Here is a 21,775-nt window from a genome sequence, read left to right as displayed (position 1 = left end):
GGGAGAGGGCATCTCCGCTCGTAGACACGGGCTCACTGAGGTGAGGGGTCTCTCTCCGCGCGTGAATCTTGCGAGTTGAGTTCGCGTAGAGAACCCCTCATCCGGCGCTTCGCGCCACCTTCTCCCACAAGGGGAGAAGGTGCAGCGAGTTCGCGACTTACGCAATCGCCAACCGGTACGCAGCCTTCGCATTCACCCCGAACGCCTTCTCGCGCACCTGCGCACCCAGCTTCGCCAGGCACGCCTCCAGCGCGCCCTTGACCTCGCCATAGCTGCCCGCAAGCAGGCACACCGGCCAGTCGGAGCCGAAGATCAGGCGATCCTCACCGAAGCAATTTGCGGCGTGCTGGACGAACGGAAGCAGCCGCTCCGCATCCCAATCATTCCACTTCGCTTCCGTCGCGAGCCCGGAGATCTTGCACCAGACATTGCCGCAGGCGGCGAGCGCTTTGATGCGATCAGCCCATTCGGCGCTTCCGCCAGAAGCGATCGGCGGCTTGGCGGCATGGTCGAGCACGAAGCGCGCGTTGGGAAAGGCCTGCGCGGTTGCGATCGCCGCCGGCAATTCGCGGGTGCGGACGAGGAAATCGTAAGTGAGATCGCGGGCGAACAATGCGGTGAGCCCGCGCTGGACGTCCTCGCGGAGCAGCCAATCGGGATCGGCCTCGTCGTGGACTTGGTGGCGGATTCCGACCAGCTTGTCGCCGCCCGGCGCGGCGCGCAGCCGGTCAAGCGTGTCACCAGGCGCGCCATCGGTCAGATCGACCCAGCCGACCACGCCGACGACAGACGGCGTTGCATGCGCGATGCGCAGAAATTCCTCGGTCTCCTCCAGCGCGGAGCGGCACTGCACCACGATGCTCGCGTCGATGCCATTCGCTTTCAACAGCGGCGCGAGATCGGCGGGGCCGAAGGCGCGGCGGATCGGCGCGAGTTCTGGCGCGTCCATCCAGGGATAGTCGGCACGCGCCGGATCCCAGAAATGCTGGTGGGCGTCGATGATCATGACTCACGCTCCACCCGGCAGCGGCGACCGCGCGTCGACGAGTTTCCGCGCACGCAGCTCCTGCCAGAAGGCCGGCGGCACCGGCGCCTGCGACATCGCGATGTTGTCGGCGACCTCGCCGGCATTGCGCGCGCCCAGCACGGCGACGGTCACGGCCGGATGGGCCATGCAGAACTGGAGCGCGGCAGCCTTCAGCTCGGTGCCGTGCTTGCGGCAAAGCTCGTCGAGCTCGAGCGCCCGCGCGACCAGCGCCGCGTCGGCATCCTCATAGTTGAACTTCGCGCCGGTGCCGGGGTTGGCCAGAATGCCGCTGTTGTAGATGCCGCCGAGCAGGATGCCGATGTTCCTGGCCTGACAGACAGGAAACAGCGCATCCAGCGCGCCCTGGTCGAGCAGCGTGTAGCGGCCGGCGAGCAGGAAGCAGTCCACCGGCACGGTTTCGGCAAAACGGACCAGCATCTCCGACTGGTTCATGCCGGCGCCGATCGCCTTGACCGTGCCCTCCGCGCGCAGGCGCTGGAGCGCGCGGAAGGCGCCGGCGATGGCGTCGTCATAGTGATCGTCGGGATCATGCACGAGCAGGACATCGACGCGGTCGAGCCCGAGGCGCAGCAGGCTCTCCTCGACCGAGCGCATCACCCCGTCATGAGAGAAGTCGAACACCGGCCGCTCGCGCTGACCGCTCTTGTAATGATCGTCCTCGGCGGCGGCGCCATCGGGTGCGCGCAGCAGGCGGCCGACCTTGGTCGAGATGACGTAGGAGTCGCGCGGCTGTTGCCGCAGGAATGCGCCGAGCCGCCGTTCGGCGAGGCCAAAGCCGTAGAGCGGCGCGGTGTCGTAGAAGCGGATGCCGGCCGACCAACCCCGTTCGAGCGTCGCTTGCGCATCGGTATCGCTGACGGGGGTGAACAATCCGCCGAGCGGGGCGGAGCCGAGGCCGATTGAGGTGACATCAAGGGGGCCGAGCCGCGACCGTTTCATTCCAGATTTCCTTCCGGCAGTCCAAATCATCTCTCCCGCTTGCGAAAACCGCAAGCGGGAGAGGCACGCAGGAGCGCGGGGCTGGTGGCGCTCCTACTTCAGCAGCTGCGCAACGTTGTCCTTGGTGACGAGATCGAGGCCGGTATAGATGATCTCCGGCACCTTCTCGCCCTTCTTGATCGCGAGCAGGGTGTCCATCGACTTCTCGCCCATTTCGAACGGGCGCTGGCCGGTGAGCGCGTTGGAGTAGCCGTCGCGCAGCAGCTCAAGCTGCATCTTCAGCGTATCGGCGACGACGAGCGTGAACTTGCCGGCGTCGATGTCCTTCCTGTTCTTGTTGACGAAGGCCTTGTAACCTTCGGGTGCAAACATCGGCCAGCCGCCGATCGGCACGATGGCGCCGAGATCCGGCGTCGCCGTGCGCAAATCGGCCATCTGCTGGATCGCGAGCGCGGGATCGTCGTTACAGAAGGTCGGAGAGCCCTGGACCTCGACCCACTTCGTTCCCTTGAGCGACTCACGGACGCCGTCGACACGCTCGGCAAGGTTCTTCGCGCCGGGACCGCCGGATATGATCGCATACTTGCCGCCTTCGGGCTTGAGCTGGGCCAATTGCTTGCCGAGCGCCAGACCGAAGTCCTTGTTGTTGGTGCCGATATAGGCGATGCGCTTGGAGCCCGGCGCGTCCGCATCGAAGGTGATGACGGGAATGCCGGCCGCCGTTGCTGCCTCGATCGACTTGGTCATGGCCGCGACGTCGGCAACCGAGATCGCGAGCCCATCCACCTTCTGCGTGACGAAGTCCTGGATGATCTGCGCCTGCGTCGCCGGCTCGTGTTCGACCGGTCCCTTGTAGATGCACTCAACGTTGCCGAGTTCCTTGGCTCGCTTCAGGCAGCCGTCGCGCGCCACGTCGAAGAACGGATTGTTCATCGCCTTGGGCACGATGGCGAACTTGTAGGTCTGGGCAAATGCCGGGGTCGCCATCATCGCGATGGTCACGCCGGCCAACAGAAGCTTCTTCATTACTTTCCCTCCACACTTTGGTGCCTATCCATTTGTGATGTGATGGTCCGGCAGGCGGATAGACGATCTTTCATTGTCCTTCCGGATTAACTCGTTAAGTCATGCGCGAGCGGATACGGTCGACCAGCACGGCAAGGATGATGATCACGCCCACCAGCGTCTGCTGCCAATAGGAGCTGACCTGCGCGAGCACGAGGCCGTTACGGATCACCTCGAGCAACACACAGCCGACGATGGCACCGAGCGGACCGCCGATGCCGCCGGCCAGATTGGCGCCGCCGATGACGGCGGCCGCGATCACGTTGAGCTCGTAGGAGGTGGCCATGTTGGCCGGCGCCGATCCGAGCCAGCCGGAGATGATGATGCCCTGGAGGCCTGCGGCGAGCGCGCAGATCACATAGACCTCGATCTTGACCCGCACGACAGGGATGCCGGTGAGTTCCGCCGCCTTCTCGTTGCCGCCGAGCGCGAAGACATGACGGCCGAAGGCGCTGTGGTGCAGGACCACGGCCATGACGAGAGCGAGGATCACGAGATAGATGAAGGGCGCAGGCACGCCAAGCACGTCACCCGAGGTGAGCGCATAGAAGTAATCGGCGTCCGGCCCGCCCGGAAAGCTGCCGCGGCCGTTGGAGACGACATAACCGAGGCCGCGCACAATCGAGAGCATGCCGAGCGTGGTGACGAAGGGCGACAGCCCGAGCACCGCGATGCAGAAGCCGTTGACGAGCCCGACGAGAAACGCCACCGCGAGGCCCGCGACGATCGAGACGACCAGGATCAGGCCCGGCAGGTTCGCTACCACGGTCTTGCCGTCGGCCGCGAGGTGCACGAACAGCGACGCGCCGGGCATGCCTGGCGTCGAAAGGCCCGACATGACCATCGATGTGATCATGGCGGAGAAGCACATCAGCGAGCCGACCGAGAGATCGATACCGCCGGTAATGATGACGAAGGTGACGCCCAGGGTGGCAATGGCGATAAAGGAAAAGTTCTTCGCCACGTTCTGCATATTGCCCTGGGTGAAGAAATAGGGGCTGGCAAAATGCATCACGACCATCAGCACCAGGAGCGCTAGCAGGACGTATCCGGTCTGGGAGGCGAAGATGCCACGCCGCCACCATTTGATCTTGCCGACATTCGAGAAGCTGACCGGGGATTCCAGGGGCATGGCCATCACGCCGCCTCCTTCGCGCCGGTGATGAGGGCAGTGACTTCCTCGGGGGACGTCGCCTGAATCGCCTTGTCGGCCCGCTTCTCGCCGCGACGCATGACGATCACGCGGTCGCACACCGCGAACACGTCGGGCATGCGGTGCGAGATCAGCATGACCGCGACGCCCTGCTCCTTCAGCCGGTGAATCAGGCTCAGCACCTGCTCGACCTGGCGCACCGAGATCGCGGCGGTCGGCTCGTCCATCATCACCAGCCGCGCATTGGAGAGCCGCGTCCGCGCGATCGCGACCGCCTGGCGCTGGCCGCCCGACATCTGCTTGACGAGGTCGTCGGGGCGCGTCTCCGAGCGCAATTCGCCGAACAATTCCAGCGCGCGCGCCGCCATCGCCTTGTGGTCGAGCAAGGCGAGCGGGCCAAACTTGCGCTTCAGCTCGCGGCCGAGAAACACGTTGGCGGCCGCGGTCAGATTGTCGGCCAGTGCAAGGTCCTGATAGACCACCTCGATGCCGACCGTGCGGGCATCGATCGGCCGATTGAAATGGACCGCGCTGCCGGCAAAGCGGATCTCACCATGGGTGGGGCGGAAATTGCCGGCGATGATCTTGACCAGCGTCGACTTGCCCGCACCGTTGTCGCCCATCAGGCCGACCACCTCGCCAGGGAAGACCTGCATGTCGACGTCATGAAGCGCGCGAATCGCGCCGAACTCCTTGCCGATGCCGGAGAGTTGGAGCACCGGCGTTGCTTCAGCACTTGTCATCAGCGGGCCTTCCTCAGACATAGCGGTTGACCAGGGATTCCAGATATTCCTGCCGTCCCGAGCGCGGCTGCGGGTCGAAGCCGGGACCGAGCGCACGATCGGCGAGATCGGCGAGCGAGCGCTGGCCGCCGAGAATGGCGCGGCCCTCGGGGCCCGCCCATCCTTCGTAGCGCTTTTCGAGCGGCGCGCTGAGGACGCCGGCATCGAGCATGTCGGCGGCGGCGAGGAAGGCGCGCGCGCAGGCATCCATCGAGCCGACATGGGCGTGGATCAGATCGTCGGGGTCGATCGACTGACGCCGGATCTTGGCGTCGAAATTGAGCCCGCCGAAGGTGAAGCCGCCGCGGTTCAGGATCTCGTGGAACACCAGCGCCAGTTCGCCCACGTTCATCGCGAACTGGTCGGTGTCCCAGCCGAGCAGATCGTCGCCGCGGTTGACGTCGAGCGAGCCGAACACACCGAGCGCCTCGGCGAGCGCGACCTCGTGATGGAAGGAATGGCCGGCGAGGATGGCGTGGTTCTGCTCGATGTTGAGCTTGACGTCCTTGAGGAGATCGTAGCGCGCGAGGAAGCCGTAACAGGTGGCGACGTCGAAATCATATTGATGCTTGGTCGGCTCCTTCGGCTTCGGCTCGATCAGGATCGGGCCCTTGAAGCCGATCTTGTGCTTGTGCTCGACGACGAGCGAGACGAAGCGGCCGAGCTGGTCGAGCTCGCGCTTGAGATCGGTGTTGAGCAGCGTCTCGTAGCCCTCGCGCCCGCCCCACAGCACATAGTTCTGGCCGCCGAGCCGGTGCGTCACCTCCAGCGCGGCGCGGACCTGGCCGGCGGCATAGGTGAAGATGTCAGGGTCCGGATTGGTCGCGGCGCCCGCCATGTAGCGGCGATGCGTGAACAGATTGGCGGTGCCCCAGAGCAGCCGGACTTTTGCCGAGGCCATCTTCGCTTCGAACAGATCGGCGATCGCGTTGAGGTTGGCGACGGACTCCGCGAGCGAGGCACCTTCCGGCGCCGCATCGACGTCGTGGAAGGTGAAGAAGGGCACGTCGAGCAGGCGGAACAGCTCGAAGGCGACATCGGCCTTGGCCCGTGCCTGCGCCATCGCGTCGGTGCCGCGATGCCAGGGCCGCAGGAACGTCTCGCCGCCGAAGGGATCGCCGCCCGGCCAGCAGAAGGAGTGCCAGTAGCAGACCGCAAAGCGCAGGTGATCCTCGAGCCGGCGGCCATGGACGAGGCGGTCCTTGTCGTACCAGCGGAAGGCGGGCGCTTGTCCAGCATCTTGGCCGGCGAAGGCGACAGGCGTGCTTGCCTCGAAGAATTTGGCTGACGCGTTCACTTAGGCAGACTCCTTCAACGCGGGATAAAGCGCGCGCCAGCGGCGATAGGCATCGTCATAGGCGGCGGTCACGGATGCGCGGGGCGCGAAACTCGCTAGTCGGCGCGGGCGCGTGCAAACTTCGGCGGGATCTTCACCGGTGGCGGCAAGGCGCCCGAGCCGCGCGGCACCGAGCGCGGCCCCCACCTCGCCTTCCTCGACGCGATGGACGGAAATGCCGAGCACGTCGGCGCAGATCTGGGCCCAGAGCGGCGAGCGCGAGCCGCCGCCGACGAGATCGACTTCCACGATCGGCCCGCTCGCCGCGCTCAGTGCCGCCAGATTGTCGCGCGCGGCGAAGGCGACGCCTTCGAGCACGGCCTGCACGATCTGGCCGCGCCCGGTCGCGCCGCGCAAACCGACGAGGGCGCCGCTGGCGGCGGCATCGTTGTGGGGCGTGCGCTCGCCGTCGAGATAGGGCAGGAATTTGATCGGGCTCGGCCCATCGACACGCTCGCCGAGCGGCGCCAGCAGCGCGGCGGCCGGCGTCTCCATCACGCCCGAGAGCCAGGCGAGCGAGGCCGCCGCCGACAGCATCACGCCCATCTGGTGCCAGAGCCCGGGCAGCGCGTGACAGAAGGCATGCACGGCTGAAGCCGGCGCCGGCGCAAAGCGATCGGTGACGCGGAACACCACACCTGAGGTTCCCAGCGACAGAAACGCATCTCCCGGTGCGATGGCGCCGAGCCCGATCGCGCTCGCCGCGCAGTCGCCGGCGCCGCCGGCGACCACGACGCCTTTCGCCATGCCCCAGCGCTGCGCCAGGTCCGGCGCGAGCACAGCACTGACTTCGCTGCCTTCGACGAGGCGCGGCATGTGGCGCAGATCGAGCCCGGTGGCCTGCAGCAGAGCCTCCGACCAGCGGCGCTGGCCGACGTCGAGCCACAGCGTGCCGGCGGCATCCGACATGTCCTCGACCATCTCGCCGGTGAGGCGATAGCGCACATAGGCCTTCGGCAGCAGCACTTTTGCAAGGCGCTCGAAGATGTCCGGTTCATGCCGCGCGACCCAGAGCAGCTTTGGCGCGGTGAAGCCGGGCATCGCGAGATTGCCGGCGATGGCGTGCAGTGACGGACAGCGCCGCTCCAGCTCGCCGCATTCGGCCTGCGAGCGGCCGTCATTCCAGAGGATCGCCGGGCGCAAGGGGCGGCCGTTCTCGCCCAGCAGCGTCGCACCGTGCATCTGGCCGGATAGTCCGATACCGGCTACCCGCGCGACCTCACGCGGATGGCGGGATGCGAGATCATCGACCGCGCCGGTCGCCGCATCGACCCAGGCGTCGGGATCCTGCTCGGACCACAGCGGCGCGGGATGCGACAGCGCAAGCTCGCGCGCCGCCGTCGCGAAAATCGCGCCGGCTTCGCTCACGAGCACCGCCTTCACACCGGACGTACCGATGTCCATTCCGAGATACACGCCATCCCTCCCATTCACCTGTCGCGGTGTGCGATCTTGCGTCGCCTTCCCCGCAAAGGGCCGTTTCGAAAATCGCCTGCCGCTAGGGCAGATTGTCCCGCATCACGATGTCGATCCTGATCTTCTCCTGTTCGCGCAAGATCGGCTCGCCGCGGGCGAGCGCGAGCAGCACGCGCACGGCGGCGCGCGCCTCATGTCCGGGGTTCTGCGAGATCGCGGCATCCATCACGCCCTGCAACAGCAGCCGGCGCGTCAACGCCGTGACGTCGTGCCCGACGAACGCCACCTGCTTGTCGCGGCCGGCGTCGCTCAACGCTTTGGCGACGCCTTGTGTGCCGGCGCCGACGTTATAAAGGCCGACAATGTCAGCATGCCTGCCTAACAGCCGGGCCAGCAGCTGCTCCGAACGCTCGTCCTCGTCGCGCCCTTCCAGCACCGGCAGCACGGTGAGACCAGGGAATTCCGACGCCATCACCTGGTTGAAGCCGAAAATGCGCTCGGCATGATCGCGCAGGCCTTGCGAGCCGGCGACGATGGCGACCTTGCCGGACCGCTGACCGACCAGCCGACCGACCAGCGCACCGGCGGTGCGCCCCGCGGCGATGTTGTCGATGCCGACATAATGGTGGCGCCGCGACGACGGCACGTCCGACACCAGCGTGACCACCTTGGTGCCGGCATCGACGAGATCGTTGATGGCGGCGCGGACGCCGGGATGATCCAGCGCCACCACGGCGACGCCGTCGTAATCGCCCGAGAGCGTCTCCAGCGAAGCCGCGAGCACGGAAGGATCGAACACGTCGGTTGCGACCATCTCGACAGCCAGGCGACGCGCCGAAAGCCAGGCCGACATCTCGCCGAGATAGGCCTCGATCTGCTGCATGAACGGGTTCGGCCCGGACGGCATCACGAAGGCAAAGCGGCGGGCGCGGCCGCGGGCGAGCTCTGCGGCGGCCACATGCGGCTGGAAGGAGTTGCGCTCGATGGCCTCTTTGACGCGCCGGACCGTGTCCGGCCGCACACCCGGGCGATTGTGCAGGACCCGGTCCACGGTCGCCAGGCTCACGCCCGCCTCGCGCGCGATGTCCTTCAGGGTCAGCGCGGTGGCGGTGAGCGTGTCTGAGTAGCTCTCTTGGGCCATGGCTGAAGGCTAGCAGATGTGTTTTGAGGTACGCAACTCATTTTGAGGGACGTGTCGGGATTTTCGAGCCCCGGTTGCACTGGGGCCCACCTGGCCGGCGGGCCTCAGCGGCCGCTCAGGTCCAGCGTCAGGAACAGGCTGTTGGGATCCTCGACATAGCCCTCGAACGGGCCGCAGAGGACGAAGCCGTGCGCCCGGTACAGCGCGTGGGCCGGCTTGAAATAGTCCCACGAGCCGGTCTCGAGGCTCAGCCGCGTCACGCCGCGCGCGCGGGCTTCAGTGATGATGTGGCGGAGCATCTGGCCGCCAAAGCCGCGCCGCCGCGTGGTCTGAAGCGTGTGCATCGACTTCACTTCGCCATGGGAGGCCGAAAGCGCCTTCAGCGCGCCGGTGGCGACCAGCGTCTCGCCGTCCCATCCGGTCCAGAACGCGACGTCGCTCGCGCGAAGGCCCGCCAGATCGAGCGCATGGGCGCTGCCCGGCGCGGTCTGCGCCCGCGCAGCCGTGACATGATGATCGAGCAGCGCAATCACGCGGGGATCGAAAGTGTCGCCGGTCCGAATCTGCATCGTCACGGCCTCACTCCGCTTGAAAGCCGCATCTGCATGAGGACCATATCGAGCCAGCGGCCGAACTTGCAGCCGACCTCCGGCATGCGGCCAACCTCGGCAAAGCCGAACGACGCGTGCAGCGCGATCGAGGCGGAATTCGAGGCCTCGATCGCGGCGACCATCGTGTGCTTGTTCAGCACTGTCGCACGCTCGATCAGCGCCACCATCAGGCCGCGGCCGATGCCCGCGCGATGATGCCGCTCGTCGACATAGACGGAATTCTCGACCGTGTGGCGATAGCCGGGCCAGGGGCGGAAATCGCCGAACGACGCGAAGCCGACCACGTCCCTGCCCTTCATGGCGACCAGAACGGGATAGCCGGCTTCCTGTCGCGCGCGGATCCACTCCCGCCGCGAATCGAGATCAACCGGGCCGTCGGTCCAGACCGCCGTGGTGTTGATTGCGGCATGGTTGTAGATGGCGAGGATATCCGCGGCATCCTCCAGCGTTGCGTCCCGCACGATCAGCGGCATCACATTTTCCCGTAAGAGGTGCCGCGCCGCGTGATGATGACGTAGCGCGCGTCCTGTCTGGCTTCGTTCTCGAAGGTCACCGCACGCATCACGTCGAAATCGAGACAATCACCCTCGCGCAGGCGCACCGTCTTGGCGTCGATGTGCACGGCGATCGTGCCCTCCAGCATCAGGAGCTGCTGGGTGAAGGCGTTGCGGCCCCAGGGGCTGTACGGCACCCGCGCGCCGGCCGGCAGGTCGACGACGATGATCTCGATGCCGCTCGCCGCGTCCGTCGGCGAGGCGTGCCGCCTTCGATAGCCGCTCTCGGGATCGCGCCAGTGCGGCTGGTCGGCAAGGCGCACCAGGCGCTCCGGCGGCTTTTCGGCCAGCGCGACCACGTCGCTGAGCGACACGTCGAGCGCGGCGCAGAGCTTGCCGAGCAGCGAAGCCGTCGCACTGCTCTGCGCCCGCTCCACCCGCCCGATCATGGCCCGGCTGACGCCGGAGCGCGCCGCCAGTTCGTTCAACGTCATGCCCGCCTGCGTCCTCAGGGTCTTCAAGCGACGACCGATCGCGCGATCGAGTTTCTGCTGGTCCATGGTCTTCATCCGAACATTGCCCGACACGAGGACCGCACCCATCAGGGCGAGAGGGAGCTTAGCGCGGACGGAGGCGAACGCCGCGAGCGGCAGTCTAATATATTAGAATCTTTGCAGAGCTCGCAGGGCCGATTAGGATGCGCCCCAACCACAAATGATCGGGAGGCGGCGAGATGGGCGAGCCGACGCAGCGGACGATCAAGGCCAACGGTATCAGCCTCAACATCGCCGAGCAGGGCAAGGGGCCAATGGTGCTGCTTTGCCACGGCTTTCCGGAAGGCTGGTACTCCTGGCGCCACCAGCTCGAGGCGTTGGCGGCGGCCGGCTACCACGCGGTGGCGCCCGACATGCGTGGCTACGGCAAGAGCGACCGGCCCGACGCGATCGACCAGTACACGATCCTCCACATGGTCGGCGATCTCGTCGGCGTGCTCGACGCCTTCGAGGCGAAGGACGCCGTCATCGTCGGGCATGACTGGGGCGCGACGATCGCCTGGCACACGGCGCGCCTGCGGCCCGATCGCTTCCGCGCCGCCGCCATCCTCAGCGTGCCCTATCGGCCGCGCGCTCCGGTGCGGCCGACGAGCGTCATGCCGCAGACCGCGGATGCGCAGTTCTATCAGCTGTACTTCCAGGAGCCGGGGGTCGCCGAAGCGGAGTTCGAACGGGATCCGCGCGCAACGCTCGGCGCCATGCTCTATGGCGGCTCCGGCGAAGGGGCGGCGGCGATCCGCGCCAATGCCGAGCGCGCCGGCAGGACCGTCGGCGTCGGCATGGTCTCGCGCAAGGACGGCATGTTGCCGAAAGTGCAGGTGCCGCTGCCATCATGGCTGAGCTCTGCCGACCTCGACTATTACGGCGCCGAGTTTGCCCGCAGCGGATTTCGCGGACCGCTCAACTACTACCGCAACATCGATCGCAACTGGGAGCTGATGGCGGCCTTCGAGGGTGTGAAGGTGACGGTGCCTTCACTCTTCATTGCCGGCGACCACGACATGGTCCTCGCCTTCCCCGGCACCGCCGAGCTCCTCGCCAACATGAAGCAGTTTGTGCCGCAACTGCGCGAGATCAGGATGCTGCCGGGCTGTGGACACTGGACGCAGCAGGAGCGGCCGGCGGAGGTGAACGCGGCGATCGTCGAGTTTCTACGAAGCCTGCCGAACTGAAGCCTGGAGCGGGCGAAGGGAATCGAACCCTCGTATGCAGCTTGGGAAACATTTATGGCTCCCTGTCAAGTCAATGCGTTACCGGGGTTTTGGCTCTTTTTTGGCTCCGCCTTTTTGCGGTTTTGCACGGGGAGCCATGAGGCACTATGGTGCGGTCCATTCATGGGGGCGTGAATGGATTGGCTTCAGTTTATTTCATCGATTGTGCAATCGATCGTTTCTTTGGCGTGGCCGGTGGCGTTTGTTGCTGCGGTTTGGTTGTTTCGCGAGAAGCTGACGGAATTGCTTCCGCAGCTACGCGCCAAGTACAAGGATGTCGAAATATCATTTAAGCTAGACCAGGCTGAGAAAGAGGCTGCTCAACTGCCGCCACCTCCCCCAGGGGCAGAGCCAAAGAAAGCATCCGCGGAAGAGTTGAATAAATTTGAGCAGCTTGTGGCTATTTCACCGCGCGCTGCAATTTTAGACCTGCGTAGTTCCATTGAAGAATCAATCCGCGCACTCGCGGATGCGCGATGGCCGGGAAAGCCATACCGCGGCATGTGGACTATGATCCGCGAACTTAAGAACGCCGATGCAATTGATTCCAATACGTTTGCATTAGTCGATGACTTGCGTGTGATCGGTAACGCCGCTGCGCACCCGAGCACAACTACATCGTTTACTGATGAAGATGCCTACCGGTTTCGTGGTCTGGCGGAGCAGATCATTCCACGATTACACCTCGCTCTTATGACCTCCTAGTCGACGTTTTTGTTGCGAGTCTCATACACCTAGCTTCCTATTCAATTCTGCAATCCGCTGTTCCGCGGTAGATCTTTCGCGGATAAGGCGATCTTTCTCGCGAACCGATGTAAGATATTTATTTATCGCCCACTTGACCGATTTTTCGCCAAATGCGGCGACTGCCTTATCGATCGCGATCATCTTGATAACTGACTGAAACAATTTCTTCTGCTCCAGCGCACGGGCCTCCAATTTCGTCTTACCAATTTCTGTCTTCTTCATAAGTTTGCGCTCGAACGTGGCCCCGCTAGTCAGTAGGGCCACACGCGAACGGACTAGCTAATATGCATTCATTCTCTCACGTGATTTGATGTGCGCAACGTCTCGATGGGGACAGAATTTTTGGCTCGTTTTGGCTCCAGAATCGGCCTCGCTTGACCGAGAAACCACAGTCAAATCAATGATCGCGGTATCCACATAAGCCTAGAAGTGCAGCGCAATTCAGTGACTTGCGAGTGCGAGAAACCCCTTGTTTCAAAGGGCTTTGGAGCGGGCGAAGGGAATCGAACCCTCGTATGCAGCTTGGGAAGCTGCCGTTCTACCATTGAACTACGCCCGCGGATGCGCTCCGCGCCCGTCCTGATTAGCCGAGACGGCGCGTCTCGCCAAGCGGTTTGGCGCACCTAGCCGGACGGTTGTTAACGTCCTGGCAAGATTCCAGGTGCGCCGGATTGTGGCGGTGTTATGATCTCGTGTCTGGGGAGAAGCGTGCACTGAGTGGGGCGTGTGCATGGTGGGGCGTGGCTACGCGATATTCGACACGGCAATCGGGCGCTGCGGCATCATCTGGAGCAGCACCGGCGTCGTGGCCGTGCAATTGCCGGAGGCGCGGGAGATCGACACCCGCCGCCGGATCTTCGCGGTCCATCCCGAGGCGCGCGAGCAGCAGCCTCCATTGAATGCCGAGCTTGCGATCGAGGGCATCGTGAGCCTGCTGCAGGGCAACGATCCCGACTTTTCCGATGTCAGCCTGGATGCCGGCGGCGTGCCCGGCTTCAACCGGCGGGTCTACGAGTACACCTGCACGATCCCGCGCGGGGAGACGCGCACTTATCACGAGATCGCCAAGGCGCTGGGGGCCTCCGGCGCGGCGCATTCGGTGGCGCAGGCGGTCGCGAAAAATCCCTACATGCTGATCGTGCCCTGCCACCGTGTGCTGGAGGCCGGCAATTACACCGACCGGCTCTCGCCCTATGGCGGGGTGATCTCCAAGCGGCGATTGCTGGCGCTCGAGGGCGCCCATCCGGTCGCCAGCAAGACGCTGTTCGAGGTGCTGCTGCCCGTTGCCCCACCGAGGCCCTCCACCTAGATAGGTGGCATGGATGCAACCACGCTTTTGACGACGCGCTCGATGACGGTCTCCGAGTTCCGCTGCGATGCAGGACCGGACGACAAGCCGTTCCCGGAGTGCCGCACCGGCCATTCCATCGCCTATGTGCGCTCCGGCAGTTTCGGCTGCCATTGCCGCGCCGGCTTCTTCGAGCTGGTGGCAGGCTCGATGCTGGTCGGCGCGCCCGGCGAGGAATACACGTGCACGCATGAGCATGTCAGCGGCGACGTCTGCCTGGGCTTCTTCCTGAGCGAGGACCTGGTCGATGCCCTCGGGGGACGGCGCGAGATCTGGAAGGTCGGCGCGACACCGCCGCTGCCAGAGCTGATGGTGCTGGGCGAGCTCGCCCAGACGGCGGCAGATGGCAACAGCGATTTGGGCCTCGACGAGATCGGCCAGATCCTCGCCGGCCGCTTCATTGACGTCGTCTCGGGCAAGGCGCGCAAGCTGGCCACGCCCACCGCACGCGACCGCCGCCGCGCAGTCGAAGCCGCGCTGTGGATCGACGCCAACTCGCATGCCGAGGTCGACCTCGAACAGGCCGCGCGGCAGGCGGGACTCAGCCCGTTCCATTTCCTGCGGCTGTTCTCGGCCGTGCTCGGCGTCACCCCGCATCAATATCTGGTGCGCTCGCGGCTGCGACACGCCGCGCGCCTGCTCACTGACGACGACATCGCAGTCACCGACGTCGCCTATGACGTCGGCTTCGGCGATCTCTCCAATTTCGTCCGCACCTTCCATCGCGCCGCCGGCGTGTCGCCGACGAAGTTCCGGCAGGCGTCGAAGGGCGAGCGCAGGATCTTCGGGGAACGCCTCGTCCTCAACTGAGACACGTCGGCCGCATCGCAGGTAACAGTCTGTTGACCAGACAGGCGCGACGCGCTGGCGCTTGCGGCACATCGCGCGGTATTACAACCAAAGGGCGATTCGGCGCCCCTTCAACGCGGCGAACCGGCAGATGAACAGTGCCTCGAGTGACGTGATTGCGGCCACGCTGATCGCGCTTGCCGTCGGCCTCGCCTTCATCGCGGGTTGTGCCGTCTATTACGGCCGCCAGATCAGCTTGCGCAGGATTCCGATGCAGTGGGACAGCGACGGTCGGCCGGCCTGGTTTGCACCACGCCTCATTGGGCTCTGGTTCAGCTTCGGCGTCACGGCGGCCCTTTCCGCGTTCCTGCTCGTCCTCGCCCTTCATGCCCCGCAAAAGCTCACAGCCCTGATCGTCGCAACGATCAGCGTGATTGGAGCGAACATGTGGGTTCAGGTCTATCATCTGAGACGGGTGATCCGGTGGCAGGAAGAGGCACCGGCGAACTAGCCGGGGCGGATGCGCAAGATTCTCCAAGAGCGGCCTGCCCTCAATTGACTAGGTTCGTCTCCGGCGTGCGCCACTCGCGGCGCGCTTTGCAATGGAGACGAACATGTACGACCACATCGGACTTCGCGTAGCCGATCTCGATGCCGCCACGCGCTTCTACACGGCGGTGCTGGCGCCGCTCGGTTACGTCCTGTGCTCGAGCGGCGACGGCTATGCCGGCTTCGGGCCGAAGGGCGAGCCGGCGCTGTGGCTGCACCTGAACAAGGGGCGGAAGGCCGACGGCGCGCATATCGCGTTTCGCGCCGGAAATCATGACGCGGTCAAGGCGTTCCACAGCGAGGGCCTGAAGAGCGGCGGCCGCGACAATGGCGGCGCCGGCCCGCGCAAGGATTACAGCCCGACCTATTACGCGGCGTTTCTGATCGATCCGGACGGCAACAATGTCGAGGCGGTTTGTACGTGAGCTTTAACCACTCGCTCCGTCATTGCGAGGAGCTCTTGCGACGAAGCAATCCAGACTGCTTCCGCGGAAAGATTTCTGGATTGCTTCGCTGCGCTCGCAATGACGGTGCTTATGGCAACGACCTATCGAAACCAAGGACACCTTCATGGCCTCCATCCACAACGACGTCCCCCTCAATGCCCCCGCCCGCGACGTCTGGGACGCGGTGCGCGATTTCGGCGCGCTGCACCGGCGGCTGGTGCCGGGCTTCGTCACGGCCTGCACGCTCGATGGCGATGCGCGTATCGTCACCTTCGCCAACGGCTCCGTTGCGCGCGAGGTGCTGGTCGATTGCAATGATGCGCGACAGCGTCTCGTCTATGCGATCGCCAACGAGCGGCTGAAGCACTACAGCGCCTCGGTGCAGGTGATCGCCGACGGCGACGGCAAGAGCCGTTTGCTCTGGACCATCGACATGCTGCCGAACGAGCTTGCGGCTTACGTCCAGGAGCAAACCAGGGAGGCCGTGATCGCCTTGCACAAGGCGTTTCCGCCCGCTGCAGCTTAACGGCGGCCCAGGCCCCGCAGCTCTGTGATTTTTCTCACAGAGCCCTCCTCTCCTCGACCGTAACCATGGCCGCGTGCGTCCGGTCGGCTCCACTCTCCCGGTGAAGCCACGCACGCGAGGAGCATGCCATGAGAGGTGCGGACAAGGTGATCTGTCAGGCAGCCGCCGTGCTGCTGCTGTTTTCGGTCGCGAGCTCGCCGGCGAAGGCGCAGCTCGCGGGCTTCGGTGGCGGCGGAGGTGCCGGCGGCGAGGACATGATGACCCAGATGGCGCCGATGCTGGAGATGATGAAGGCGAAGATGGGCAAGCGCCGCTTCGCCATGCTGATGCAGACCATGGGTCCGATGATGAGCCGCATGATGGAGAACGGCGGCGGCGGCTTCGGTGGCCTCGGCGGCGGCAATCTCGGCGGCGGCTTTGGTGCGCCCAATTATGGCGGCTACACGCCGATGGGCGGTGGCGGCTATATGCCGACGGGGCTCGGCGGCATGGGCGGCGGCGACATCATGGGCATGCTCGGCGGTTCCGGCGGCGGCGAGATGATGGCGATGATCCCGCAATTGATGCGGCTCGCCAATGCCGGCGGCGGTGGCGGCCATCGCCGCCACCGGCATCGCTAGATCGCGCAGCGTCGTTGCTGGCAATAGCAGCAACGAAGCAACCACCCTTCGGGGGGCTCGAAGGACGGTTGCGCCGAGGCAAGCCCTATGATGCGTCGCCGATATCAGATCCGATCGTCGATGAGGACGCCGGAAATCGACGGGTCGCTTGCATTCGTCTGATCCCTCGATTGCGCCGCGCTGTAGGTCGGATCCGTGAGCGAGTTCTTCAGTGACTGAAGAAATTGTTCAAGCAGGTCCGTCGCCGACTTGCCGCTCGACGAACTGTCCGTGGCGGTGGTCGAGGAAGATTCGCTCGCATCCGTCGTGCCGCTCGATCCCGTCGTGCTGGACGAGGTCGAATCCGTGAGCAGGCTCTTCAGAGAATCCAGGAATTGCTGAAGCATGTCCACAACCGAGTTGCCGCTTGACGAACTGTCCGTGGCGTTGGCGGGAGGAGGCCCGCCGGGCGCCGGTCCGCCTGGTCCTTCCGGTCCACCTGCCCCGCCCGGTCCCTGGGAGAACGCCGCCTTGAAAATACCCTGCAGCTCGGTGGCCTGCTGGTCGGTCAGCTTGCCGTCCGAAACTTCCTTCTGGATGAGATCGTCGATCTTGGACTTGATAGCGTCAGGCGACGATCCGCTGCCGCTGGACTGATCGCTCGCACTACCCGATTGCAAGGCGGAATCGATGTCGCTGAGCGCGGACGACAGCGCCGACTGATCGGACGAACTGATCGCGCCGGAACTGACTTCCGCTTGCAGTTCATCCTGCAGCCGCTGCAACGGCGATGGCCGGTGATGGTGGGAGGAGAGCGCCGAAATCGAGGTCATGGTGGCTTTCCGTGCTGATGGACTCGCGGCGAAGTTGTCGCCAGGAGCTGGCGCGGAGCCTTCGGCATGGCGCAGCTTCGGTTACCCGGCATTGCCAGGTAACCGATGGAAACATTCAGAAACAAAAATCCGGCGCGCGCCTTAATCGGCCGCGGCCGAAAGAGCCGGCTTGATTGCGGACTTGCTCACGCGCGGGCCCCAGCGGGTCACCACCACGCTGGAGCACGACAGCAGGCCCAGCACGACCATCGAGCTCGCGGCCAGCCAGAAGAAGCTCTGCGCGGTGGCCTCATGCGTCGACAGCCACCAGCCGGTCGCCGAGATGTAGGTCAGCCGCGCGGTCTGCGCCAGCACCGGGCCGATCACCTTGGCCGCGCCTTGCGAGGAGAAATACATCGTCGAGGCGAGCCCGATGAAGGCGTAGAACGGCGCCACCGTCGACAGATATTGGTGGCTGGTCGCGCGCACGGTCGCGCTGTCGGTGAAGATGTTCACCCAGAGATCGGGGAACAGCGCGACGAGACATGCCGGCGCACCGACGGCGACGAACGCGCTCGCACCCGCGATCCAGGCAATGCGCCGGGCACGCGCGATGCGGCCGGCGCCGACCGCCATGCCGACCATCGGCACCGAGGCGATGCCGAACGAGAAAGCGATCGAGGTCAGCAGGAATTCGAGCCGCGCACCGATGCCGTAGCCGGCGAGGATCGCGGTGCCGAACTTCGCCAGCATGTGGGTGAAGATCGAGATCGTCAGCACCGATTGCAGCGGCGAGAAGCAGGCGATGGCGCCGACCTTCAGGATGTCGAAAAACATCGCCCACTGGATGCGCAAGCCGCGCAGCTTCGGTGCGATCCGCGCGCGTCCTGAGAACAGGTACCAGCCCATGATGCAGATGTTGAAGGAATAGGCGATCAACGCGCCGGCCGCGACGCCGCGCATGCCGAACTGCGGCACCGGCCCGAGCCCGAGGCCGAGCGTGCCGCCGAGCAGGATCTGCCAGGCCGCGGAGTTGAGGATCAGGAACGAGGGCAGCTTCATGTTGCCGGTGCCGCGCAAGACGCCAGCCATGGTGTTGAGCAGCCAGGGCAGCACGGCGCCGCCGAAAAACACCTGCGTGTAGGCGATCGCATGCGTGAGCACATCGCCGCGGCCGCCGAGCATTTCGAGCACCCTGGGTCCGAAGATCAGCATGCCCAGCATGAAAACGAGACCGAAGCTGATGCCGATCAGCAGCGCATGCGCTGCGAGCGTGCCGGCGCGCTCGCGATCGCCGGCGCCAAGCGCCCGAGCAATGGCGGAGGCCACCGCGCCGCCCATGGCGCCGCCCGACATCGTCATGGTCAGGATCACTGTCGGAAACACCAGCGCCATCGCGGCCAGCGCCTCGACGCCGAGCCGGCCGATATAGGAGGTCTCAGCGATCACCGTACAGGTGCCGGCCGACAGCGCGATCACGTTCGGCCAGGCGAGGGAGAGCAGCGTGCGCAGGATCGGCCCGTCCACCAGCGCGCTCTTCACGGGACGCGGGGGCGGCGGCAGCGGGCGTTCTTGTTCATCGACCGGGATTTCGGCGATGTCGGACATGTCCTCTCCCGGGCACGAGCGCCATTTGCGGCGCGGCAATGACTAGGTGTGCCAATAAATTTCTTCGCGCATAAGGCGCGGCGAGAGGCTTGTTAGCACGGCGCGTAGCGATTCCTCCTGCGCCTGATGCAGGCGTGCCCTGCGGCAGCGCATTTCAGTGGGTGGAATTGCGGCTCTTCTCCCTCTCCCCGCACGCGGGGAGAGGCGAAGCGTGCGGCGACACCGTCGACTATTCGATTGTCCAGACCAGCGGCGGCCGCCCGCCTGCCGCCGGCCGTATATGCACGCCGATGTGCCGCCCGCACCCCGCAGCCAGCCCTTCGAACAATCCCTCCAGCACCTTGGCGCAGGCGCCGTGATAATCAGCGACGTCGTCCATCAGCTTCCAGCTCTGCTGTCGGATTTCGAAGGTGCCTTCCGACTGCGCCGTCTCGGCGGCATCATCCTGCGCGGCGAACAACGCGTCCAGGAACGATGCGAATTCCCTCGCGCCGCCGCGGCTCATCGCGAGCGCCGCCGCGACTTCGTCGAAATACTGCATCCCGATCAGCCTGCCGGTGAGATGCAGCAGATAGCCGGCGTCCTCCGGGCCGAACAGCTGCACCATCACGGGCGCGGCGGTGCGGACATATTCCATCGCGTAGTTGCGGTAGGCTTTTTCCAGCCGCGGTTTCGGCCAGCTCGCGACCGGCAGCGCCGGCGCGGTCTTCGCGTCGAACAGCGGCGCTTCGAGGTGCCGCGCGAACACCAGTCGCTGGTCGAGCTCGAGCGGATGGTCGTATTGATGGTAATAGCCTTCGAGCCCATCCTGGCCGTCGACGCTCTGCTTGGTGCAGACGAAGCCGAGGCGCAGATCCCCGAGCGCGACGCCATTGTTGGCGTGCCAGCCGCGCAGCATCGCGCGAGAGACCTCGCCCGGCACGCCGCAGATCGCGGTGCCCTTCCAGATCCAGCGCGGCGGCGGATAGCGGATCCAGGCCTTAACGTCGCTCTCATACATGTATTCGACATGTACGCCGCCGATCCAGTTGGAGAGATAGTGATATTGAGCAGCCGCGACCGCCGGCGGCAGATGGCTGAGGCCGAGCTTCTCAAGCCCCGGCAGGAAGCGCTCCTGCTGCTGGCGACGGAACACGCGGAAGACGAACTCCGCGGCATCCGCCGTGCCGCGCCGCGTGACCACGGTCAGGATGAGGCCGGTGAAGTAGGCGTGATACAGATCGGCGACCGCGCGCCAGCGCTTCCATTGGGCTTCCTGCGCGGAGTCGGCTGCGGCGGTCATGTTCACTCCCGGCTTGTTGTTTTGCGGGAGTGTGTCATCGCGGATGGGGCGGCGCAACACGCCACAAGCTCGGCGTCATCGCCCGCGAAGGCAGGCGATCCAGTATTGACGGCGGGGGATGTGGCTACACCCGAAAATGTTTCGAGAGCTTCAAGCCCTGCGCCTGGTAATTCGAGCCGATGCGCTGGCCGTACATCGCGTCGGGGCGGGCCAGCATCTTCTCGTAGACGAGACGGCCGACGATCTGGCCGTGCTCGAGGATGAACGGCACCTCGCGCGAGCGCACCTCTAACACGGCGCGCGATCCCAGCCCGCCGGCGCCGGCATAGCCGAAGCCGGGATCGAAGAAGCCGGCATAGTGCACGCGGAATTCGCCGACCAGGGGATCGAACGGCACCATCTCAGCGGCAAAGTCGGGCGGCACCTGCACGGCCTCTTTCGAGGCGAGGATGTAGAACTCGCCGGGATCGAGGATCAGGCTGCCGTCGGGACGGGCCGAGATCGGCTCCCAGAAGTCTTCGACCGCGTAACCGGAGCGGCGATCGACATCGACCACGCCGGTGTGGCGCTTGGCGCGGTAGCCGACGAAGCCGCTTCCCTTCTCGCCGGAGAGATCGACGGAGACGGCAACGCCGCCGGACAGATCGGCATCGTCGATATCGACGAGGCGCTCGGACGCATGCAGCGCATCGAGCTCGTCGGCATTGAGGATGGCGTCACCGGTGCGGAAGCGCACCTGCGACAGGCGCGAGCCCTCGCGCACCAGCACCGGAAACGTCTTCGGGCTGATCTCGGCATAGAGCGGACCGTGATAGCCGGCGCCGATCATGTCGAAGCGGCGGGTGCCGTCGGCGATCACGCGGGTGAAGACGTCGAGCCGGCCCGTCGAGCTCTTCGGGTTCGCGGCCGCGACGATCTCCGGCGGCAGCGCGAGACTTTCCAGCAGCGGCACGATGTAGACGCAGTTGGTCTCCAGCACCGCGCCGTCGGCGAGGCTGAACTCGTGCAGCTTCAACTCGTCGATACGCTCGGCCACCGTGGCGCCGGGACCGGGCAGGAAGCTGGCACGGACGCGATAGGCGATGTCGCCGAGGCGCAAATCGAGGCTCGCCGGCTGGATCTGGCTTTCGACGAAATCGTAGGCGGGCAGGATGAGGCCGCCCTCCGCCATCGCCGCGATCATGCGGTCGGGCAGGATGCCATTGGCGTCGGCGGCAATCGTGAAACTCAACCGGGGGTCCTCGTCAGGGGTCAAACGCAGCCGGACATGTGGGAAATACTAGCCTTTTACGGCTATCCGATGGACGCCTTGACGGAAA

The 21,775-nt window shown here is 65.4% G+C and carries 24 protein-coding genes and 1 tRNA gene; 8 read left to right on the top strand and 17 right to left on the bottom strand.

Annotated elements, in window-relative coordinates; translation table 11 throughout:
• Nucleotides 1–157: 157 nt before the first annotated feature.
• The 11 genes from BM118_RS15335 to BM118_RS15285 all read right to left on the bottom strand — a co-directional run bounded on the left by BM118_RS15335 (nt 158) and on the right by BM118_RS15285 (nt 10,545).
• Nucleotides 158–1,006, bottom strand: a complete 849-nt coding sequence (locus BM118_RS15335) for an amidohydrolase family protein (protein ID WP_092186396.1) — start codon at nt 1,004–1,006, stop codon at nt 158–160.
• Between the two features lie 3 nt (nt 1,007–1,009).
• Entirely contained in the window at nt 1,010–1,987 is a 978-nt protein-coding gene (locus BM118_RS15330; protein WP_092186395.1) for an aldo/keto reductase, read from the bottom strand.
• Nucleotides 1,988–2,080: 93 nt separating this feature from the next.
• Nucleotides 2,081–3,013 carry a sugar-binding protein gene (locus BM118_RS15325; RefSeq protein WP_092186394.1) on the bottom strand — a complete coding sequence of 311 codons (933 nt, stop codon included), beginning with the start codon at nt 3,011–3,013 and terminating at the stop codon, nt 2,081–2,083.
• A gap of 94 nt (nt 3,014–3,107) precedes the next feature.
• Entirely contained in the window at nt 3,108–4,190 is a 1,083-nt protein-coding gene (locus BM118_RS15320; protein WP_177234342.1) for an ABC transporter permease, read from the bottom strand.
• Nucleotides 4,190–4,948, bottom strand: a complete 759-nt coding sequence (locus BM118_RS15315) for an ATP-binding cassette domain-containing protein (RefSeq protein WP_092187012.1) — start codon at nt 4,946–4,948, stop codon at nt 4,190–4,192. Before BM118_RS15315 ends, BM118_RS15320 begins: the two co-directional genes overlap by 1 nt.
• 13 nt (nt 4,949–4,961) lie before the next feature.
• A complete protein-coding gene (gene xylA / locus BM118_RS15310) occupies nt 4,962–6,284 on the bottom strand; it encodes a xylose isomerase (RefSeq protein WP_092186392.1) in 1,323 nt (440 codons plus the stop codon).
• Nucleotides 6,285–7,739, bottom strand: coding sequence for a xylulokinase (gene xylB, locus BM118_RS15305; RefSeq protein ID WP_092186391.1), 1,455 nt, complete (start codon nt 7,737–7,739; stop codon nt 6,285–6,287).
• An 82-nt stretch (nt 7,740–7,821) separates the two neighbouring features.
• Complete coding sequence (locus BM118_RS15300) at nt 7,822–8,880, bottom strand: LacI family DNA-binding transcriptional regulator (protein WP_092186390.1); 1,059 nt, start codon at nt 8,878–8,880, stop codon at nt 7,822–7,824.
• 104 nt (nt 8,881–8,984) lie between these two features.
• Entirely contained in the window at nt 8,985–9,449 is a 465-nt protein-coding gene (locus BM118_RS15295) for a GNAT family N-acetyltransferase (protein WP_177234438.1), read from the bottom strand.
• A gap of 2 nt (nt 9,450–9,451) precedes the next feature.
• Entirely contained in the window at nt 9,452–9,964 is a 513-nt protein-coding gene (locus BM118_RS15290) for a GNAT family N-acetyltransferase (protein WP_177234341.1), read from the bottom strand.
• Nucleotides 9,964–10,545, bottom strand: coding sequence for a helix-turn-helix domain-containing protein (locus tag BM118_RS15285; protein ID WP_177234340.1), 582 nt, complete (start codon nt 10,543–10,545; stop codon nt 9,964–9,966). The genes BM118_RS15290 and BM118_RS15285 overlap by 1 nt, the downstream gene beginning before the upstream one ends.
• A gap of 173 nt (nt 10,546–10,718) precedes the next feature.
• On the opposite strand from BM118_RS15285, the gene BM118_RS15280 reads away from it, so the two are divergent.
• A complete protein-coding gene (locus BM118_RS15280; protein ID WP_092186386.1) occupies nt 10,719–11,711 on the top strand; it encodes an alpha/beta fold hydrolase in 993 nt (330 codons plus the stop codon).
• A gap of 174 nt (nt 11,712–11,885) precedes the next feature.
• A complete protein-coding gene (locus tag BM118_RS15275; protein WP_092186385.1) occupies nt 11,886–12,455 on the top strand; it encodes a DUF4145 domain-containing protein in 570 nt (189 codons plus the stop codon).
• Between the two features lie 21 nt (nt 12,456–12,476).
• Here BM118_RS15275 and BM118_RS15270 read toward each other — a convergent pair whose 3' ends face one another.
• Together BM118_RS15270 and BM118_RS15265 are read right to left on the bottom strand one after the other, a co-directional pair.
• Entirely contained in the window at nt 12,477–12,719 is a 243-nt protein-coding gene (locus tag BM118_RS15270) for a hypothetical protein (protein WP_143099471.1), read from the bottom strand.
• A gap of 263 nt (nt 12,720–12,982) precedes the next feature.
• Nucleotides 12,983–13,056, bottom strand: a tRNA-Gly gene (locus BM118_RS15265).
• A gap of 171 nt (nt 13,057–13,227) precedes the next feature.
• Here BM118_RS15265 and BM118_RS15260 point away from each other — a divergent pair.
• The 6 genes from BM118_RS15260 to BM118_RS15235 all read left to right on the top strand — a co-directional run bounded on the left by BM118_RS15260 (nt 13,228) and on the right by BM118_RS15235 (nt 16,775).
• Nucleotides 13,228–13,806 carry a methylated-DNA--[protein]-cysteine S-methyltransferase gene (locus BM118_RS15260; protein WP_092186383.1) on the top strand — a complete coding sequence of 193 codons (579 nt, stop codon included), beginning with the start codon at nt 13,228–13,230 and terminating at the stop codon, nt 13,804–13,806.
• Between the two features lie 9 nt (nt 13,807–13,815).
• The gene (locus BM118_RS15255; protein ID WP_092186382.1) at nt 13,816–14,655 is read left to right on the top strand and encodes a helix-turn-helix transcriptional regulator; all 840 of its coding nucleotides are present in this window, start codon (nt 13,816–13,818) and stop codon (nt 14,653–14,655) included.
• A 61-nt stretch (nt 14,656–14,716) separates the two neighbouring features.
• The gene (locus tag BM118_RS15250) at nt 14,717–15,145 is read left to right on the top strand and encodes a hypothetical protein (protein ID WP_143099470.1); all 429 of its coding nucleotides are present in this window, start codon (nt 14,717–14,719) and stop codon (nt 15,143–15,145) included.
• A gap of 103 nt (nt 15,146–15,248) precedes the next feature.
• Entirely contained in the window at nt 15,249–15,608 is a 360-nt protein-coding gene (locus tag BM118_RS15245) for a VOC family protein (protein ID WP_097661728.1), read from the top strand.
• Nucleotides 15,609–15,753: 145 nt separating this feature from the next.
• Nucleotides 15,754–16,155 carry an SRPBCC family protein gene (locus BM118_RS15240; protein WP_092186379.1) on the top strand — a complete coding sequence of 134 codons (402 nt, stop codon included), beginning with the start codon at nt 15,754–15,756 and terminating at the stop codon, nt 16,153–16,155.
• Nucleotides 16,156–16,283: 128 nt separating this feature from the next.
• Nucleotides 16,284–16,775, top strand: a complete 492-nt coding sequence (locus tag BM118_RS15235) for a hypothetical protein (protein WP_092186378.1) — start codon at nt 16,284–16,286, stop codon at nt 16,773–16,775.
• 104 nt (nt 16,776–16,879) lie between these two features.
• Here BM118_RS15235 and BM118_RS15230 read toward each other — a convergent pair whose 3' ends face one another.
• The 4 genes from BM118_RS15230 to BM118_RS15215 all read right to left on the bottom strand — a co-directional run bounded on the left by BM118_RS15230 (nt 16,880) and on the right by BM118_RS15215 (nt 21,687).
• The gene (locus BM118_RS15230; RefSeq protein ID WP_092186377.1) at nt 16,880–17,587 is read right to left on the bottom strand and encodes a hypothetical protein; all 708 of its coding nucleotides are present in this window, start codon (nt 17,585–17,587) and stop codon (nt 16,880–16,882) included.
• A 141-nt stretch (nt 17,588–17,728) separates the two neighbouring features.
• Entirely contained in the window at nt 17,729–19,174 is a 1,446-nt protein-coding gene (locus tag BM118_RS15225) for an MATE family efflux transporter (protein WP_092186376.1), read from the bottom strand.
• Between the two features lie 229 nt (nt 19,175–19,403).
• Complete coding sequence (locus BM118_RS15220; RefSeq protein WP_092187011.1) at nt 19,404–20,456, bottom strand: hypothetical protein; 1,053 nt, start codon at nt 20,454–20,456, stop codon at nt 19,404–19,406.
• A gap of 124 nt (nt 20,457–20,580) precedes the next feature.
• Nucleotides 20,581–21,687, bottom strand: a complete 1,107-nt coding sequence (locus BM118_RS15215; RefSeq protein WP_177234339.1) for a 2'-deoxycytidine 5'-triphosphate deaminase — start codon at nt 21,685–21,687, stop codon at nt 20,581–20,583.
• Nucleotides 21,688–21,775: the final 88 nt, after the last annotated feature.

Origin of the sequence: Bradyrhizobium sp. cf659 (assembly GCF_900113725.1) — a bacterium.
GTDB lineage: Bacteria > Pseudomonadota > Alphaproteobacteria > Rhizobiales > Xanthobacteraceae > Bradyrhizobium.
This window is presented reverse-complemented; position numbering and strand designations above follow the sequence as displayed.

Excerpts from the sequence above, each read along its gene's own strand:
- BM118_RS15335 (WP_092186396.1), bottom strand. The coding sequence starts at position 1,006 with ATGATCATCGACGCCCACCAGCATTTCTGGGATCCGGCGCGTGCCGAC.
- BM118_RS15330 (WP_092186395.1), bottom strand. The coding sequence starts at position 1,987 with ATGAAACGGTCGCGGCTCGGCCCCCTTGATGTCACCTCAATCGGCCTC.
- BM118_RS15325 (WP_092186394.1), bottom strand. The coding sequence starts at position 3,013 with ATGAAGAAGCTTCTGTTGGCCGGCGTGACCATCGCGATGATGGCGACC.
- BM118_RS15320 (WP_177234342.1), bottom strand. The coding sequence starts at position 4,190 with ATGGCCATGCCCCTGGAATCCCCGGTCAGCTTCTCGAATGTCGGCAAG.
- BM118_RS15315 (WP_092187012.1), bottom strand. The coding sequence starts at position 4,948 with ATGACAAGTGCTGAAGCAACGCCGGTGCTCCAACTCTCCGGCATCGGC.
- BM118_RS15300 (WP_092186390.1), bottom strand. The coding sequence starts at position 8,880 with ATGGCCCAAGAGAGCTACTCAGACACGCTCACCGCCACCGCGCTGACC.
- BM118_RS15295 (WP_177234438.1), bottom strand. The coding sequence starts at position 9,449 with ATGCAGATTCGGACCGGCGACACTTTCGATCCCCGCGTGATTGCGCTG.
- BM118_RS15290 (WP_177234341.1), bottom strand. The coding sequence starts at position 9,964 with ATGCCGCTGATCGTGCGGGACGCAACGCTGGAGGATGCCGCGGATATC.
- BM118_RS15285 (WP_177234340.1), bottom strand. The coding sequence starts at position 10,545 with ATGGACCAGCAGAAACTCGATCGCGCGATCGGTCGTCGCTTGAAGACC.
- BM118_RS15280 (WP_092186386.1), top strand. The coding sequence starts at position 10,719 with ATGGGCGAGCCGACGCAGCGGACGATCAAGGCCAACGGTATCAGCCTC.
- BM118_RS15275 (WP_092186385.1), top strand. The coding sequence starts at position 11,886 with ATGGATTGGCTTCAGTTTATTTCATCGATTGTGCAATCGATCGTTTCT.
- BM118_RS15270 (WP_143099471.1), bottom strand. The coding sequence starts at position 12,719 with ATGAAGAAGACAGAAATTGGTAAGACGAAATTGGAGGCCCGTGCGCTG.
- BM118_RS15260 (WP_092186383.1), top strand. The coding sequence starts at position 13,228 with ATGGTGGGGCGTGGCTACGCGATATTCGACACGGCAATCGGGCGCTGC.
- BM118_RS15255 (WP_092186382.1), top strand. The coding sequence starts at position 13,816 with ATGGATGCAACCACGCTTTTGACGACGCGCTCGATGACGGTCTCCGAG.
- BM118_RS15245 (WP_097661728.1), top strand. The coding sequence starts at position 15,249 with ATGTACGACCACATCGGACTTCGCGTAGCCGATCTCGATGCCGCCACG.
- BM118_RS15240 (WP_092186379.1), top strand. The coding sequence starts at position 15,754 with ATGGCCTCCATCCACAACGACGTCCCCCTCAATGCCCCCGCCCGCGAC.
- BM118_RS15235 (WP_092186378.1), top strand. The coding sequence starts at position 16,284 with ATGAGAGGTGCGGACAAGGTGATCTGTCAGGCAGCCGCCGTGCTGCTG.
- BM118_RS15230 (WP_092186377.1), bottom strand. The coding sequence starts at position 17,587 with ATGACCTCGATTTCGGCGCTCTCCTCCCACCATCACCGGCCATCGCCG.
- BM118_RS15225 (WP_092186376.1), bottom strand. The coding sequence starts at position 19,174 with ATGTCCGACATCGCCGAAATCCCGGTCGATGAACAAGAACGCCCGCTG.
- BM118_RS15220 (WP_092187011.1), bottom strand. The coding sequence starts at position 20,456 with ATGACCGCCGCAGCCGACTCCGCGCAGGAAGCCCAATGGAAGCGCTGG.